Below are 16,750 nucleotides of genomic sequence, written 5' to 3' on the forward strand. Positions count from 1 at the left end.
GCACACCTCAGGGGACTGTCAAGTCTTCCTCAAGAGGGGCCGAAGCTTTCCCGATTGTTCCGTTTCCGCGTCGTGCGGCCCCGGGCCCGGAGCGTGGCAGGATGGTCGGATGCCGCTCATCGCTCTCACCGGAGGCATCGCGTCGGGGAAGTCCACCATCGCGAACCGGCTCACCGAGCTCGGCGCGGTCGTCGTCGACGCGGATCAGATCGTGCGCGAGGTCCAAGCTCCGGGATCCGAGGTGCTCCGCACGATCGCGCGGACGTTCGGAGACACCGTCATCGCCGAGGACGGATCCCTCGACCGGGCTGCCCTCGGGTCGACCGTGTTCGCCGACCCGGACCGGCTCGCTCAGTTGAACGCCATCGTGCACCCTGCGGTGCGGGCAGAGTCCCAGCGCCGTTTCGACGCGGCGTTCGCCGCCGACCCGGAGGCTGTCGTCGTGTACGACGTTCCGCTCCTGGTGGAGGCTCGTGTCGATGACCCCTGGGATGAGATCGTCGTCGCGCATGCGCCGGAGGACGTCCGTCTCGAGAGGCTCGTCGGCCTGCGCGGAATGACTCCCGAGGCCGCGCGCGACCGGATCGCCGCCCAGGTCTCCGACGAACGGCGGCTCGCGATCGCCGACGTCGTGATCGACACCTCGGGGTCGATCGAGCACACCCTGGATCAGACCGACGCGCTCTGGGACCGGCTCCGCGCGCGCTGAAGGACAGCCGCCCGCCGGAGGCTTCCGACCCGGCCGGCCCCGATGTCGGAGGGGCGGCATACGCTTGAGGTATGCAGCCCACCCGCAGTGTCCGCCCTTTCGAGGTCATCAGCGAGTACGCCCCCGCCGGTGATCAGCCGCAGGCGATCGCCGATCTGGCTTCCCGCATCAATGCGGGCGAGACCGACATCGTGCTGCTCGGCGCCACCGGAACAGGCAAGTCCGCGACCACGGCCTGGCTCGTCGAGCAGGTGCAGCGCCCCACACTCGTGCTGGCGCATAACAAGACCCTCGCCGCCCAGCTCGCCAACGAGTTCCGTGAGCTCATGCCGAACAACGCCGTCGAGTACTTCGTCTCCTACTACGACTACTACCAGCCCGAGGCCTACGTCCCGCAGACGGACACCTTCATCGAGAAGGACTCCTCGATCAACGCGGAGGTCGAGCGCCTTCGCCACTCGACGACGAACTCCCTGCTGAGCCGCCGCGATGTGGTCGTGGTGTCGACCGTGTCCTGCATCTACGGCCTGGGCGCGCCGGAGGAGTATCTGCGCGCCATGGTCGCGCTCCAGGTGGGGGAGCGGTACGACCGCGACGCCCTGATCCGTCAGTTCATCGCGATGCAGTACAACCGCAACGACGTCGACTTCTCGCGCGGCAATTTCCGGGTCCGCGGCGACACCATCGAGATCATCCCGGTGTATGAGGAGCACGCCATCCGCATCGAGCTCTTCGGCGACGAGATCGAGGCGCTGTACTCGTTGCATCCGCTGACGGGCGAGGTCATCGAGAAGCTCGACGCCGTGCCGATCTTCCCCGCCTCGCACTATGTCGCGGGCACCGACGTCATCCAGCGCTCGATCGGCACGATCGAGCACGAGCTGGAGGAGCGGCTCAAGGAGTTCGAGCGGCAGGGTAAGCTCCTCGAGGCGCAGCGCCTCCGGATGCGGACGACCTTCGACCTGGAGATGCTGCAGCAGCTCGGCTTCTGCTCCGGTATCGAGAACTACTCGCGCCACATGGACGGGCGCATGCCGGGGGAGCCCCCGCACACGCTCCTGGACTTCTTCCCCGACGACTTCCTGCTCGTCATCGACGAGTCGCACGTGACGGTGCCGCAGATCGGTGCCATGTACGAGGGTGACGCCTCCCGCAAGCGCACGCTCGTCGACCACGGCTTCCGCCTGCCGAGCGCGATGGACAACCGACCGCTGCGCTGGGACGAGTTCAAGAACCGCGTGGGGCAGACCGTCTACCTGTCGGCGACCCCGGGCAAGTACGAGATGGGCATCGCCGACGGTGTGGTGGAGCAGATCATCCGCCCGACGGGACTGGTCGACCCGGAGATCATCGTCAAGCCGTCGAAGGGACAGATCGACGATCTGCTCGAGGAGATCAGGCTTCGCGTGGAGCGGGACGAGCGCGTCCTCGTCACGACCCTCACGAAGAAGATGGCCGAGGAATTGACCGACTTCCTCGGGGAACACGGCGTGCGGGTGCGCTACCTGCATTCCGACGTCGACACCCTGCGCCGCGTCGAACTGCTCAGCGAGCTGCGCGCCGGTGTGTACGACGTCCTGGTGGGTATCAACCTGCTCCGAGAGGGACTCGACCTCCCGGAGGTGTCGCTCGTCGCGATCCTCGACGCCGACAAGGAAGGGTTCCTCCGCTCCGGGACGTCACTCATCCAGACCATCGGCCGGGCAGCGCGTAACGTCTCGGGCGAAGTGCACATGTATGCGGACAACATGACCGACTCCATGGCCAAAGCCATCGAGGAGACCGACCGTCGGCGCGAGAAGCAGATCGCGTACAACAAAGAGCACGGGATCGATCCGCAGCCGCTGCGCAAGCGCATCGCCGACATCACCGAGGTGCTGGCGCGCGAGGGGCAGGACACGGCGGAGCTGATGTCCGGGCGAGGCCGTGCGTCGGGCAAGGGCAAGTCGCCCACGCCGAACCTGCGGCGCACCGGCATCGCTGCCGAGGGAGCGCAGCAGCTCGAAGCCACGATCCAGGACCTCACCGATCAGATGCTCGCCGCTGCCGCGGAGCTGAAGTTCGAGCTCGCCGGGCGCCTGCGTGACGAGGTGCAGGATATGAAGAAGGAGCTCCGCTCGATGGAGCGGGCCGGGCACGCGTAGACGGAGACCAGATGGACGCGGCAGGAGAGGAACTCGCGGACCGAGTCCGGGCGCTGCTCGGCGCTGACCCCTCGATCGAGGAGAGGCGGATGTTCGGAACCAGGGCATTCCTCGACGAGGGCCGCATCCTCGTCGGAGCACGGAAGGACGGCACGCTCCTCGTCCGCGTGGATGAGGAGAACGGGGCCGTCGCCGTGACCCAGCCGGGAGCTTCTCGGGCCGTGATGGGGTCGCGCACCATGGGGTCGGGCTGGATCGACGTCGCCGCGTCCGCGATCACCGATGATGCGGCGCTGATGATGTGGATCGACATGGCCCGAGAGTCCGTGGGGGCCGCCACCGCGGACGGCGACTGACCCGAGCAGTTACGGGCAGTGCACCAGGGTCTTCGGCCCGGAGCGGTCGATCTCGTGTTCCGTCATCGGTGCTCCGCAGAGCGGGCAGGCGCGTTCGGCGCGTTCCGCGGCGCTCGGCGGCGGCGTCTTCTCGTAGGGCCCGACGGAGGCCGGGCCCGCAAGACGCACGAGGTTGGTGTTCACCCAGGCATAGAGGCCCCCCGCTTCGCGGATGCGGGTGCGAAGAGGGGGCCGGCTGGAGTCGCGTGACATGTTGATTAGTGTACTAATGATTCGTGCAGATGTATAGTCGGGATCGTGACCGACACCGATGATCTGCTCCGCCTCGAGAACCAGCTCTGCTTCGCCGTGGTCACGGCGGCGCGGAACGTGGTGGCGATCTACCGGCCGATCCTCGAGCCGCTCGGGCTGACCCATCCGCAGTACCTGGTGATGCTCGCCCTCTGGGAGCGGGCTCCGCGAACCCTCAACGACCTCGCCGCCGACCTCGCGCTGGAGCCCGCGACGGCGTCGCCCCTCGTCAAGCGGCTCGAAGCCGACGGCCTGGTGGCCCGCCAGCGCAGCAGCGAGGACGAACGCCGACTCGAGATCACGCTCACGGATGCCGGTGCTGCCCTGCGTGCCAGGGCGGTGGACGTGCCGCGGCAGGTGATGGCCGCCGTGGGGATGGACATCGACGAGGTGGCAGCACTGCGGGACGGACTGGGCGCCTTCGCGGGGCCCCGCCCCGCCCACCCCTGACCGTTCCGCGGCATCCCGATATGAAGCGCTGGTGCTCGCCTGCGCACCCCTAGGGTGGGAGGCATGTCGCGCCCCGAGCCTCCGGTCCCCGCGCCGGAGCGTGTGCGTCGACCGGGGCCGCCGATGCTCCTCGGCCTCGCCGCCGTGGCCGGACTGTTCGGTCTCCTCATGTTCGCCGCGGCCGTGCAGGGCACCCCGCAGTTCGCGTCGACGGAGGCCGAGAGCACATCGCCGCCCCAGGAGAACGTCGTGCTCCCCGCCCCGACGGCGACGGAGACACCGCTGCCTCCGGAATCATGGGGGGATCCGGTTCTCGCGCAGGTGCTCGGCATGGTCTTCGGTCTCGTGCTGGGGCTGGCCGTCCTCGCGCTCGTCGTCGTGGTCGTTCGCCAGCTCATCCGATTCCTCGTGCGGCTGTGGCGGGACCGTCCGCTCGCACGCCGCGATGCCGCGGCTGCCGGGCCGGGTGCCAGCCCCACGTCGCCGGATATCCTCCCTGACGAGGTGACCATCCGCCGCGGGGTCTCCGATGCGCTTCGCACGGTCAGCGAACGACCAGTACCCGGTGACGCGATCGTCGCGGCGTGGATCGGCTTGGAGGAATCCGCCGCCGACGCCGGTCAGGGGCGCGCTCCGACGGAGACGCCGGCAGAATTCACCGCCCGGGTGATCGGCGGGCGCCACGGCATCGCCGCGGACGTCGCGGTCCTGCAACGCCTCTATGAGCGGGTGCGCTTCGGCGGGCTGATCGCAGACGAAGGCGACCGGCGGAGCGCCGCCGACGCGCTTCGCGGCATCAAGGCGGGGTGGCGATGAGAGGGAGGATCGTCCTGGCTCTCCTCAGCGCCCTCGTCGCCGCTGGTCTTCTCGTCGTGATGCTCACCTTCGGAGTGCCCGCCCCCTTCGCCGTCGCATGGACCCTCATCCTGCTCGCTATCGTCGCGGCCACCCGCCAGGCCTTCGTCGACGAGGTGGTCGTGTGGCCGCCGGAGGCGCCCCGAGCGGAGGGCCGTGGCTCGGACGTGTCGCGGTTGGCGTGGGCGATCAACACCCGCACCGGCGTCGCGGGCCATGTCGTCGTCCGACGCGTGCAGGGCGTGGTCCGTCGGCGCCTCGCGCATCTCGGCCTCGACCTCGATGACCCTCAGGACCACCCGCGTATCGACGCGGTGCTGGGAGACGGTGTCCGCGCCTCCCTGCATGCGCGAGAAGTGCAACGCGTGGACATCGAGCGCGTCCTCGACGCCCTCGACCGCATCCCCATCGACACGGAGGAGACAACATGACCACCGACGAAACCACGCAGATCGCCGATGTCGGACGCCGCGTGCTCGCGGGCGTCAAGACGGCCGTCGTCGGGATGGACGAGCCCCTGACGATCGCGCTGGCCGCGATCCTGGCGGGCGGCCACGTGCTCTTCGAGGACGTTCCCGGCCTCGGCAAGACGCTCGCCGCGCGCAGCCTCGCGGGTGCGCTCGGGCTGGACTTCCGTCGGCTGCAGTGCACACCCGACATGTTGCCGGGCGATGTCACCGGTTCCTACGTCTACGCGCCTTTCACCGGGGACTTCGCCTTCCGCCCCGGTCCGATCTTCACGGGACTGCTGCTTGCGGACGAGATCAACCGGACGACGCCGAAGACACAGTCGGCGATGCTCGAGGCGATGGCCGAGCACCAGGTGACGGTGGAGGGCAACAGGTTTCCGCTCCCGCGTCCGTTCCACGTGATCGCCACATCGAACCCGATCGAGTACGAGGGGACGTACGCGTTGCCGGAGGCGCAGCTCGATCGCTTCATGGTGCGGCTCGCGGTGGGGTACCCGCAGCCGGAGGAGGAAGCGCGGATCATCCTCGACCGTGTGGAGCGGCAGAGCCCGGATGTCGAGGTCGAGCCCGTAGTGGACGCCGACGGCCTGCGGCGGATCCAAGCAGCGGTCGAGGGCATCCACGTCGACCGCGATGTCGTGCGATACGGTGTCGAGCTCACGCGGGCGACACGCGAGGCGGCGACGGTGGCCGTCGGCGCCTCCCCGCGTGGTTCGCAGGCGCTCATCCTCCTCGGACGCGCGCTCGCCGCGCTGGACGGGCGGGCATATGTACGGCCGGACGACCTCAAGCGCGTCGCGGTGCCGGTCCTCGCGCATCGATTGACCCTGACGCCGCAGGCCTGGGCACAGGGAGTGGACCCGCGGACGGTCGTCGACGCGGCCTTGGCGCGGACGGCCGTGCCTCCGACCGTCGCGGCTGCCCCGTGACGGACGAGGCGGCGGTGCAGACGGCGACCGCGGTCGCCTGGCGGCGGACGCCGGTCATCGCTCTCGGCATCGGCGGCGCGGCGATCATCGCCGCGGTGGGGCTCGCCTTCTCCCGTCCGGATATCGTCGCCATGGGCCTGCCGCTGGCGCTGGCCGCCGCGTGGGCGCTCCTCCGCCGCCCGAGCCCCGGAGAAGCGCGAATCGCTCTGCGCGCGCACGCGGCCGGCAGCGTCGATCGCCCGGAAGTGCAGACCGCCGCGGATGTGGTGCTGGCGGCGGATGCGGTGCAGATCGCCGTGGATCAGGATGGGCAGCGAACCGGTCTCGTGGATGTCCGACCGGGAACGGCCTGTCTCACGGCGCGCGGCGTGCTGCAGCATTCGGGTCCGAGTGAGCCGCTCGCCGTGACCCTGCGGGGGTCGAGTCTCGACGGCGCGTGGGTCTCCGATATCGTCCCTCGGACGGCGCTCCCCTGGAACGCGCCGCCGCGCGCGGTGCGGATCGGCAGCCTCCCGGTGGCGCCGCGGCTCACCGGACTGCACGGGTCGCATCCGGGTTCCCGCCCGGGGCAGGGTGGCGACTTCCGGGATATCCAGCCCTTCGTCCCCGGAGACGAGCTCCGTCGGGTCGACTGGCGCGCGACCGCCCGCGCCGCACGTCGACCAGGAGATCTCCTGGTGCGCAGGGACGACGCGCTGAGCGACTCGTCGGTCGTGCTCGCGATCGACACCGCCGAAGATCTCGGTGCCGCCGTGGCCGCGTGGGGGAGCGGCGACCCCGATCGCTCCGGAGTGACCTCACTCGATCTCGCGCGGGAAACGGCCCTCGCCATCGCCACCGCGGCGATCGGCGTGGGCGACCGCGTGGCCTATCACGCGCTCTCTCCGGACGGCCTCTCGCTGCCCTCCGGCGGTGGCGCCCGGCACCTCGCCCGTGTGCGCCGCGCGATCGCCGCGACCGGCATCGGCACCGATCCGTCCTATCGGCGGTCCCCGGCCGTGCCGCCAGGGTCGATCGTCTTCGTGCTCTCGACGTTCGTCGACGGGGTGGCGGCACGGCTGGCGACCAGCTGGCGCGCCGCCGGCCACGCCGTCATCGCCGTCGATGTGCTTCCGACTCCCGAGGAGAGCCGCCTCAGTCGCGAGCAGCGGATCGCCCTGCGCACTCTGCTCGCCGAGCGCACCGACGTCCTGGCCGAGCTGAGACATGCCGGCATCGAGGTGGTGCCGTGGTCCGGTGGTCTCGATGCCGCGATGCGCCGTGCCGCCCGCCGTCTTGCGCGTCGCGGGAAGGGGCGCCGATGACTCGCGCCGTCCGCTCTTTCCGCGCCGGTGTCGCGGTCCCGGGGGCCGTCCTCCGGCTGGCAGTGGTCGCCCTGGCCGCCGGGGGAGCACTGCTCCTGATCCCCTTCCCGCTGTGGCAGGGCATCGCGGTGCTCGCCGCTGCCGTCGCCGTCGCGATCCCCCGCAGTCTCGCCGCCTGGGTGGCGCTGGCCTGCCTCCCGTTCGGCGTGATCCTCTCGGAACCGGATCCCTCCCGGACCGCGCTGGCTCTGCTGTTCGTGCACGCCCTGCATGTCTGCGCGTCGCTGAGCCTCGTGGTGCCGCTCTCCTCGCGCGTGGCCCTGTCCGTCCTGCTTCCGAGTGCCGGCCGCTTCCTCGCTGTTCAGCTGATCGCGCAGCCGCTGGCGTTCGGCGTCTGGCTGCTCGCCGAGCGGCCGGACACCCCCGAGGTCGTGATCCTGGCTCCGTTCGCCGCGGCGGCGCTGCTCGGCGGGATCCTGGTCGCCCTCCGTGCGGCGAGACGGGCGGGCGCGGCGGCGTCCGCACCAGGCGCGTACGGCGTTCTCGGAGCCGATGTCCGTGGCCCCTCGTAGACTTGTTCGGTGCCCATCGTCCCCGTTGCTTCCCCAGGAAAACTCAGTGTCCGCGGCGCCCGCGTACACAATCTCAAGAACGTCGACATCGACATCCCCCGCGACTCGCTGGTGGTCTTCACCGGCCTCTCCGGATCGGGGAAGTCCAGCCTCGCCTTCGACACGATCTTCGCCGAGGGGCAGCGCCGGTACGTCGAGTCGTTGAGCGCCTACGCCCGGCAGTTCCTCGGCCAGGTCGACCGGCCGGACGTCGACTTCATCGAGGGGCTGAGCCCGGCGGTGTCGATCGATCAGAAGTCGACGAACCGCAACCCGCGGTCGACGGTCGGCACCATCACCGAGATCTACGACTACATGCGCCTGCTCTGGGCGCGTATCGGCGTGCCGCACTGCCCGGTCTGCGGCGAGAAGATCCAGCGCCAGACGGTGCAGCAGATCGCCGACCAGCTCATGGAGCTTCCGGAGCGCACCCGGTACCAGGTCGTGGCGCCGATCGTCTCGCAGAAGAAGGGCGAGTTCGTCGACCTCTTCCGCGAGCTGGGGGCGAAGGGCTACTCGCGCGCGATCGTCGACGGCGAGCTCATCCAGCTGGCCGAGCCGCCGACGCTCAAGAAGAGCTACAAGCACGACATCGCCGTGGTCGTCGACCGTCTCGTCGCCTCGCCGGACATCCTCGGGCGCGTCACCGACTCCGTGGAGACCGCCCTCGGGCTCGCCGGCGGCGTCGTGCAGATCAATTACGTGGACGGCGAGGGCGACGACGCGTGGCAGACCTTCTCGGAGAAGCTGGCGTGCCCCAACGGACACGCGCTCACCCTCACCGAGATCGAGCCGCGCACGTTCTCCTTCAACGCGCCGTTCGGCGCCTGCCCCGCATGCTCGGGCCTCGGCACGCGCATGTCCGTCGACGTGGACCTGATGCTCGGTGACGAGGACCTCTCGATCCGCGAAGGCGTCATCATCCCCTGGACCACCCAGGGCAAGGGGCTCTTCCAGTACTACGAGCGGCTGCTCGAAGGACTCTCGCGAGACCTCGACTTCTCCCTCGACACCCCGTGGCGGGACCTGCACTCCGACGTCAAGGAAGCGGTGCTGCGCGGAGAGAACTACAAGGTCACCGTCAAGTGGAAGAACCGCTACGGCCGTGAGATGCGGTACGCGTCCGGCTTCGAGGGCGTGGTGCCCTACATCGAGCGGCAGTACCTGCAGGCCGAGTCCGACACGCAGCGCAGCCGGTGGGGCGAGTACCTCCGCGAGGTTCCGTGTCCGGTGTGCAACGGCGACCGGCTGAAGCCCGAGGTGCTGGCCGTGCAGGTGCACGGTCACTCCATCGCCGAGGTCTCGCACCTCAGTCTCGCCGACGCCCGGGCGTTCATGGAGAAGCTGCAGCTCACCGAGCGCGAGGCCAAGATCGCCGCCCAGGTGCTCCGTGAGATCCGCCTGCGTCTCGACTTCCTCCTCCAGGTGGGGCTGTCGTACCTCAACCTGAGCCGCTCCGCAGGCTCCCTGTCGGGTGGTGAGGCGCAGCGCATCCGGCTCGCGACGCAGATCGGCTCCGGCCTGACCGGGGTGCTCTACGTGCTGGACGAGCCCTCCATCGGCCTTCATCAGCGCGACAACCGTCGACTCATCGAGACACTGCTCACTCTGCGCGACCTGGGGAACACCCTGATCGTCGTCGAGCACGACGAGGAGACGATCGAGGCGGCGGACTGGGTGGTCGACATCGGTCCGGGCGCCGGCGTGAACGGCGGCGCCGTGGTCCACTCCGGGCCCTACTCCGCGCTGCTCGCCGACACCGACTCCATGACCGGCGACTACCTCTCCGGCCGTCGGGAGATCCCGATGCCGGCGAAGCGCCGGAAGATCGACAAGAAGCGCATGCTGAGCGTCGTGGGCGCACGCGCCAACAACCTCCGCAACGTCACGGCCGACTTCCCGCTCGGCGTGCTCACGGCGGTCACGGGCGTCAGCGGATCCGGGAAGTCGTCCCTCGTGAACGACATCCTGTACCAGGTGCTCGCCTCGCGACTCAACGGGGCGCGGACGGTGCCGGGCAAGCACACGCGCGTGACCGGGCTCGACAACCTCGACAAGGTCGTGCACGTCGACCAGGCGCCGATCGGCCGCACCCCGCGATCTAACCCGGCGACCTACACCGGCGTCTTCGATCGCATCCGCACGCTCTTCAGCGAGACGCCCGAGGCGAAGGTCCGCGGCTACCAGCCCGGGCGCTTCAGCTTCAACGTCAAGGGCGGACGCTGTGAGGCCTGCTCCGGTGACGGCACGATCAAGATCGAGATGAACTTCCTCCCGGACGTGTACGTGGACTGCGAGGTGTGTCACGGCAAGAGGTACAACCGCGACACCCTTGCTGTGCACTACAAGGGCAAGAACATCGCCGAGGTGCTGGAGATGCCGATCGAGGAGGCGGCCGAGTTCTTCGAGCCGATCCAGGCCATCCACCGCTACATGAAGACCCTGGTCGATGTGGGGCTGGGATATGTCCGCCTCGGGCAGTCGGCGACCACGCTCTCCGGCGGTGAGGCGCAGCGCGTGAAGCTCGCGACCGAGCTCCAGCGCCGCAGCAACGGTCGGAGCATCTACGTGCTCGACGAGCCGACGACGGGTCTGCACTTCGAAGACGTGCGCAAGCTCCTCGAGGTGCTGAACGGTCTGGTCGACAAGGGCAACACGGTCATCGTCATCGAGCACAACCTCGACGTGATCAAGTCGGCCGACTGGGTGATCGACCTCGGTCCCGAGGGCGGCTCCGGCGGCGGCACGATCCTCGCCACCGGCACGCCGGAGCAGATCGCGCGGGTCGAGGAGAGCCACACCGGCCAGTTCCTCGCCGAGATCCTGGGTGAGGGGCGCTCTGCGCGGAAGGCCAGCTGATGGCCGACGTCCTGCCGTACAAACCCCGGGCCGGCGAGATACCGACCGACCCGGGGGTGTACCGGTTCCGTGACGCCAACGGCCGAGTGCTGTACGTCGGCAAGGCGAAGAACCTCCGTCAGCGGCTGTCGAACTACTTCGCTCCGCTGCGGACGCTGCACGAGCGCACGCGCCGGATGGTGACGACGGCGGCGTCGGTGGAGTGGACGGTCGTACCCACGGACGTCGACTCGCTGCAGCTCGAGTACATGTGGATCAAGGAGTTCGATCCGCCGTTCAACGTCAAGTACCGGGACGACAAGTCGTACCCGTTCATGGCCGTGACGATGGGGGACGAGGCGCCGCGCGTGCTCGTGACCCGGAACCGGAAGATCCCCGGCGCCCGCTACTTCGGCCCGTACCCGAAGGTCTGGGCGGTGCACGAGACCATCGACCTGATGATCAAGGCGTTCCCGATCCGCACGTGCAGCGACGCGAGCTACAAGCGGGCGATGCAGACGGGACGCCCGTGCTTCCCGGGGCAGATCGGCAAGTGCGGCGGGCCGTGTTCGATGACGGTGTCGATCGAGGAGCACCGGGCCATGGTCGACGACTTCGTCGCCTTCATGGCGGGTGGCGACGAGCGGTTCACCCGGGAACTCACCCAGCGCATGCTCGCCGCGTCGGCCGCCATGGACTACGAGGCGGCGGCGAAGTACCGCGACAAGCTCTCGGCGATCGAGGCCGTGCTCGGCAAGAGCGCTCTCGTGCTGCCCGCGGACGAGGACGCGGACCTGTTCGGTATCGCCGAGGACGAACTCGCGGCCGCCGTGCAGCATTTCGTCATCCGCGGAGGTCGTGTCCGCGGCGTGCGTGCTCTGACGATCGAGAAGGAGATCGACATCACGGGCGGAGAGCTCGTGGAGCAGGTTCTCCAGCAGGCGTACGGGGAAGCTCAGGACGTGCCGCGTCGCATCCTGGTGCCCGTGCTCCCCGACGATGCGTCCGAGCTCGAGGTGTGGCTGCGGGAACGCCGAGGCCGGAAGGTCGAGATCGCGGTGGCGCATCGTGGTCAGCGTGCTGATCTCATGCGCACGGCCACGCTGAACGCCCAGCAGGCGCTGATCCGGCACAAGACCCGGCGTACCAGCGACTACGTCGCCCGTACCCAGGCGCTCACCGATCTGCAGGAGGCGCTGGGTATGGAGGAGGCGCCGCTCCGGATCGAGTGCTTCGACATCTCGCACCTCGGCGGCACGAATGTCGTGGCGTCCATGGTCGTGTTCGAAGATGGTCTTCCGCGGAAGGACCAGTACCGCACCTTCAACATCGCGGAGACGACCGACGACACCGACTCCATGTACCAGGTGCTGCGTCGTCGGCTCGCCTACCTCGACCGCCCGGAAGAGCAGGAGACCGTCGATCCCACCACCGACGAGGTGGTCGCGGAAGACGTCGGCGAGGCGGGGGTGCGCCGCAAGCCTCGCTTCGCCTATCCGCCGCAGCTGCTGCTCGTGGACGGCGGGCAGCCCCAGGTCGAGGCCGCCGCTCGGGCCCTCCGCGACGCCGGGCACACCGAGATCGCCGTGTGCGGCATCGCCAAGCGCCTCGAGGAGATCTGGCTCCCCGGCGACGACTTCCCCGTCATCCTTCCGCGGACCAGCGAATCGCTCTACCTGCTTCAGCGGCTTCGTGACGAGGCCCACCGCTTCGCCATCGTCCATCAGCGGAAGAAGCGCAAGAAGGACATCACGACGGTGCTCGCCGAGGTCCCCGGTCTCGGGGCCTCACGGATCAAGGTCCTCCTCAAGCACTTCGGCTCGGTCACCGCGCTGCGCGCCGCCGAACCCCATCAGATCCAAGAGGTCCAGGGGATCGGCCCGGTGCTGGCTCAGAACATCCATACGCACCTGTCCACTCGCTAGGCTGGGAGGCCGAGGGGGAGAAGGAGCAGTGAGTAGCGATGTCTGACGGGGAGAAGGGCGAGTTCCTCATCGTCACCGGGATGTCCGGCGCCGGTCGCACCACGGTGGCGAACGCGCTGGAGGATCTCGGCTGGTACGTCGTGGACAACCTGCCGCCGCAGATCCTCCGACCGCTGCTCGACCTCACCGGCATGGGCGGGGATTCGCTGCCGAAGGTCGCCGCGGTCGTCGATGTCCGCGGTCGCAACCTCTTCGACGACTTCCCCGGCGTGGCGCGAGTGCTGCGCACCCGTGGATCGATCCGCGTGCTCTTCCTCGACGCCTCCGACGACGTGCTCGTCCGACGCTTCGAGGCGGTGCGTCGTCCGCACCCTCTGCAGGGCGACGGGACGCTTCTCGACGGCATCCGCATCGAGCGCACCCGGCTGGCGCCGATCCGCGAGGCCGCAGACCTCGTGATCGACACGACGGCGTTGAACATCCATCAGCTGGCGACGAAGGTGTCCGACATCTTCTCCGAGGAGGGCGAGGCCCGGCACCGCGTCACGCTTCTCAGCTTCGGGTTCAAATACGGGCTTCCCACCGATGTGGACGTCGTGGCGGACATGCGCTTCCTGCCGAATCCGTACTGGAATGAAGACCTGCGCGGTCTCACCGGACAGGATGAGACGGTGCGGGAGTACGTGCTCTCCCGCGACGGCGCGGAGGAGTTCCTCGACGCCTACGCGAAGGCTCTCGTGCCGGTCCTCGAGGGGTATCAGCGCGAGAACAAGAGCCACTCCACGATCGCCATCGGGTGCACGGGCGGCAAGCACCGTTCGGTCGCCATGTCCGAGGAGCTCGCCCGTCGACTGGCGGGAATCCCGGGCGTCGCGGTCAACGTCCGCCACCGTGACCTCGGCAGGGAATAGGCCCCCGACCGAGTAAGCTGGAGGTTTGCGTCGCGACCCGGCGCGTGAACGTGAAGGAGTCTCGTGGCACTAACCACCGACGTCAAGGCTGAGCTCGTCAGCATCCGCAATGCACCCCCCACGGTGCGCGTCGCTGAGGTGACGGCCATCCTCCGGTTCGCCGGTGGCCTGCACTCCATCGCCGGCCGGGTGGCGGTGGAGGCGGAGGTGGATGCCGAGACCCTCGCCCGTCGTGTGGCCCGAGACCTCGCCGAGATCTACGGCGTCCGTCCGGAGATCGCCCAGGTGCAGTCGAGCACCGCCAACGACGGCGCCCGGTGGGCCGTCCGCGTCATCGCGCAGGGGGAGACGCTGGCCCGCCAGACGGGGCTTCTCGACCAGCGACGCCGCCCGGTCCGCGGGCTCCCGAACCGCCTCACCACGGGTTCCCGCGCCGAGGTCGCCGGACTCTGGCGCGGTGCCTTCCTCGCCGCCGGCTCGCTCAGCGAGCCGGGCCGCTCCGCCATGCTCGAGGTCGCCTGCCCGTCGTCCGAGGCGGCCATGGCACTCGTGGGCGCGGCCCACCGCCTCGGTGTCGCCGCGAAGGCGCGTGAGGTCCGCGGGCTTCCTCGCGTCGTCGTGCGCGAGGGGGAGGCCATCCGCACCATCCTCAGCGAGATGGGTGCCCAGCGCACCGCTCTCGCGTGGGAGGAGCTGCGGCAGCGCCGTGAGGTGCGCGCCGGTGTGAACCGTCTCGTCAACTTCGATGACGCGAACCTCCGCCGTTCCGCGCAGGCCGCCGTGGCGGCATGCGCCCGGGTCGAGCGCGCCCTCGAGATCCTGGCGGATGAGGTGCCCGATCACCTCCGCGTGGCCGGCGAGCTCCGCCTCGCGCACCGCGACGCCAGCCTCGACGAGCTCGGCCACCACGCCGACCCTCCGCTCACGAAGGACGCCGTGGCCGGCCGCATCCGCCGCCTGCTGGCGATGGCCGACAAGCGCGCGCAGCAGGAGGGCATCCCGGGGACCGAGGCCGCCGTCCCCGCGGGGCTCGACGTCTGACCCGGCTGCCACCGTCTCCCGGACGGCGTGTCAACCCCCGGAAGGATCCGGACACCCGGTGCGTTGTCGTCAGTAGGATGAAAGTCGTCCGCTCTCCGTCGCACATCGGCGACGCGGAGCATCGGCAAGCGCCGCGGCGCGGCGCGGATTGGATGAATGCGATATGGCAACCTACACGCTCCCCGACCTTCCCTACGACTTCGCCGCTCTCGAGCCGCACATCAGCGGCAAGATCATGGAGCTGCATCACGACAAGCACCACGCGACCTACGTCGCGGGCGCCAACACGGCCCTGGAGCAGCTCGCCGAGGCCCGTGAGAGCGGCAACCTCGCGAACGTGAACAAGCTCGAGAAGGACCTCGCCTTCAACCTCGGCGGGCACGTCAACCACTCGATCTTCTGGACCAACCTCTCGCCGAACGGCGGCGGCCAGCCCGAGGGCGAGCTCAAGGCCGCCATCGACGAGTACTTCGGCTCCTTCGAGAAGTTCCAGGCGCACTTCACCGCCGCCGCCACCGGCATCCAGGGTTCCGGCTGGGCAGTGCTGAGCTGGGACTCGATCGGCTCGCGCCTGATCATCCAGCAGCTGTTCGACCAGCAGTCGAACACCGCGCAGGGCACCATCCCGCTGTTCCAGCTGGACATGTGGGAGCACGCCTTCTACCTCGACTACCTCAACGTGAAGGCCGACTACGTCAAGGCCGCGTGGAACATCGCCAACTGGGAGAACGTCGCCCAGCGCCTCGAGGTCGCCCGTCAGCAGACGAACGGCCTGCTGGTACTGTCGTAATCGGGTCGCGTCCCGGCGGGCCCACGGCTCGTCGGGGCGCCATCTCAGCCAAAAAACCCGCGCATGGCGCACGCTCGACGGCGGCGCTCGGCGCATGAGAAACAGGGAGACCTGAGTGTCTGTCAAGATCGGTATCAACGGCTTCGGCCGCATCGGACGCAACTACTTCCGCGCAGCTCTCGCGCAGGGAGCAGACCTTGAGATCGTCGCGGTCAACGACCTCACCGACAACAAGACCCTGGCGCACCTGCTGAAGTACGACTCGGTCAGCGGCGTCCTCGACGCCGAGATCACGTACGACGACGACAGCATCACCGTCGACGGCAAGGAGATCAAGGCTTTCGCAGAGCGCGACCCCGCCAACCTCCCGTGGGGCGAGCTGGGCGTGGACATCGTCATCGAGTCCACCGGCTTCTTCACCAACGCCGACGCCGCGCGCAAGCACATCGACGCCGGTGCGAAGAAGGTCCTCATCTCGGCTCCGGCCACCGGTGACGACCGCACCATCGTCATGGGCGTGAACGAGGAGACGTACAACCCGGAGACGGACCACATCATCTCCAACGCCTCCTGCACCACGAACTGCCTCGCGCCGCTGGCCAAGGTGTTCAACGACGCCTTCGGCATCGACCGCGGCTTCATGATGACGGCGCACGCGTACACCGCGGACCAGAACCTGCAGGACGGCCCGCACAAGGACCTCCGTCGTGCCCGCGCCGCCGCGATCAACATCACGCCGGCCTCGACGGGGGCTGCGAAGGCCATCGGCCTCGTGCTGCCCGAGCTGAACGGCAAGCTCAGCGGCTCGTCCTACCGCGTGCCGGTTCCCACGGGCTCGATCGTCGACCTGACGCTCATCACGGACCGCGAGAACCTGACGGTGGACGAGGTCAACGAGGCCTACAAGAAGGCTGCGGCCGAGGGTCGTCTGGCCGGGTACCTGCAGTACAACGAGGACCCGATCGTGTCGAGCGACATCGTGCACAACCCGCACTCGTCGATCTTCGACTCCACGCTCACCAACGTCAGCGGCAACCTGATCAAGGTGTCGAGCTGGTACGACAACGAGTGGGGCTACTCCAACCGTCTCGTCGACCTGACCGAGTACGTCGCCGAGCGCATCTGA

General features: G+C 69.1%; 16 protein-coding genes. 15 read left to right on the forward strand and 1 reads right to left on the reverse strand.

Annotated elements, in window-relative coordinates; all coding sequences use genetic code 11:
- The first annotated feature begins 109 nt into the window (after positions 1–109).
- The 3 genes from coaE to AB0N68_RS09340 all read left to right on the forward strand — a co-directional run bounded on the left by coaE (position 110) and on the right by AB0N68_RS09340 (position 3,209).
- The gene (gene coaE / locus AB0N68_RS09330; protein WP_259954699.1) at positions 110–709 is read left to right on the forward strand and encodes a dephospho-CoA kinase; all 600 of its coding nucleotides are present in this window, start codon (positions 110–112) and stop codon (positions 707–709) included.
- Between the two features lie 71 nt (positions 710–780).
- Positions 781–2,853: an excinuclease ABC subunit UvrB gene (gene uvrB / locus AB0N68_RS09335; protein ID WP_187661755.1), complete on the forward strand. Its 2,073-nt coding sequence runs from the start codon at positions 781–783 to the stop codon at positions 2,851–2,853.
- A gap of 11 nt (positions 2,854–2,864) precedes the next feature.
- Complete coding sequence (locus AB0N68_RS09340; RefSeq protein ID WP_187661754.1) at positions 2,865–3,209, forward strand: TfoX/Sxy family protein; 345 nt, start codon at positions 2,865–2,867, stop codon at positions 3,207–3,209.
- 9 nt (positions 3,210–3,218) lie between these two features.
- Here AB0N68_RS09340 and AB0N68_RS09345 read toward each other — a convergent pair whose 3' ends face one another.
- On the reverse strand, positions 3,219–3,461 hold the full coding sequence (locus AB0N68_RS09345) for a hypothetical protein (RefSeq protein ID WP_187661753.1): 243 nt from the start codon (positions 3,459–3,461) through the stop codon (positions 3,219–3,221).
- Between the two features lie 45 nt (positions 3,462–3,506).
- Here AB0N68_RS09345 and AB0N68_RS09350 point away from each other — a divergent pair, with 45 nt between their 5' ends.
- From AB0N68_RS09350 to gap, 12 genes are all read left to right on the forward strand, one after another.
- Positions 3,507–3,950 carry a MarR family winged helix-turn-helix transcriptional regulator gene (locus AB0N68_RS09350; RefSeq protein ID WP_187661752.1) on the forward strand — a complete coding sequence of 148 codons (444 nt, stop codon included), beginning with the start codon at positions 3,507–3,509 and terminating at the stop codon, positions 3,948–3,950.
- A 63-nt stretch (positions 3,951–4,013) separates the two neighbouring features.
- The gene (locus AB0N68_RS09355) at positions 4,014–4,766 is read left to right on the forward strand and encodes a DUF4129 domain-containing protein (RefSeq protein WP_259954696.1); all 753 of its coding nucleotides are present in this window, start codon (positions 4,014–4,016) and stop codon (positions 4,764–4,766) included.
- Positions 4,763–5,236 carry a hypothetical protein gene (locus AB0N68_RS09360; RefSeq protein ID WP_259954694.1) on the forward strand — a complete coding sequence of 158 codons (474 nt, stop codon included), beginning with the start codon at positions 4,763–4,765 and terminating at the stop codon, positions 5,234–5,236. The genes AB0N68_RS09355 and AB0N68_RS09360 overlap by 4 nt, the downstream gene beginning before the upstream one ends.
- Positions 5,233–6,204: an AAA family ATPase gene (locus AB0N68_RS09365; RefSeq protein WP_259954692.1), complete on the forward strand. Its 972-nt coding sequence runs from the start codon at positions 5,233–5,235 to the stop codon at positions 6,202–6,204. Before AB0N68_RS09360 ends, AB0N68_RS09365 begins: the two co-directional genes overlap by 4 nt.
- Positions 6,201–7,508, forward strand: coding sequence for a DUF58 domain-containing protein (locus AB0N68_RS09370; protein ID WP_280564091.1), 1,308 nt, complete (start codon positions 6,201–6,203; stop codon positions 7,506–7,508). The genes AB0N68_RS09365 and AB0N68_RS09370 overlap by 4 nt, the downstream gene beginning before the upstream one ends.
- Positions 7,505–8,080, forward strand: coding sequence for a hypothetical protein (locus AB0N68_RS09375; protein ID WP_187661748.1), 576 nt, complete (start codon positions 7,505–7,507; stop codon positions 8,078–8,080). Before AB0N68_RS09370 ends, AB0N68_RS09375 begins: the two co-directional genes overlap by 4 nt.
- A gap of 9 nt (positions 8,081–8,089) precedes the next feature.
- The gene (gene uvrA, locus AB0N68_RS09380; RefSeq protein ID WP_187661747.1) at positions 8,090–10,978 is read left to right on the forward strand and encodes an excinuclease ABC subunit UvrA; all 2,889 of its coding nucleotides are present in this window, start codon (positions 8,090–8,092) and stop codon (positions 10,976–10,978) included.
- Complete coding sequence (gene uvrC, locus AB0N68_RS09385; RefSeq protein ID WP_187661746.1) at positions 10,978–12,882, forward strand: excinuclease ABC subunit UvrC; 1,905 nt, start codon at positions 10,978–10,980, stop codon at positions 12,880–12,882. Before uvrA ends, uvrC begins: the two co-directional genes overlap by 1 nt.
- A gap of 38 nt (positions 12,883–12,920) precedes the next feature.
- Positions 12,921–13,793 carry an RNase adapter RapZ gene (gene rapZ, locus AB0N68_RS09390; RefSeq protein WP_187661745.1) on the forward strand — a complete coding sequence of 291 codons (873 nt, stop codon included), beginning with the start codon at positions 12,921–12,923 and terminating at the stop codon, positions 13,791–13,793.
- Positions 13,794–13,856: 63 nt separating this feature from the next.
- Positions 13,857–14,834, forward strand: a complete 978-nt coding sequence (gene whiA, locus AB0N68_RS09395) for a DNA-binding protein WhiA (RefSeq protein WP_187661744.1) — start codon at positions 13,857–13,859, stop codon at positions 14,832–14,834.
- A gap of 163 nt (positions 14,835–14,997) precedes the next feature.
- Positions 14,998–15,624 carry a superoxide dismutase gene (locus tag AB0N68_RS09400; protein WP_025105027.1) on the forward strand — a complete coding sequence of 209 codons (627 nt, stop codon included), beginning with the start codon at positions 14,998–15,000 and terminating at the stop codon, positions 15,622–15,624.
- A gap of 115 nt (positions 15,625–15,739) precedes the next feature.
- Entirely contained in the window at positions 15,740–16,750 is a 1,011-nt protein-coding gene (gap, locus tag AB0N68_RS09405) for a type I glyceraldehyde-3-phosphate dehydrogenase (RefSeq protein ID WP_025105026.1), read from the forward strand.

The organism is Microbacterium meiriae (assembly GCF_040685015.1).
Classification (GTDB): domain Bacteria; phylum Actinomycetota; class Actinomycetes; order Actinomycetales; family Microbacteriaceae; genus Microbacterium; species Microbacterium meiriae.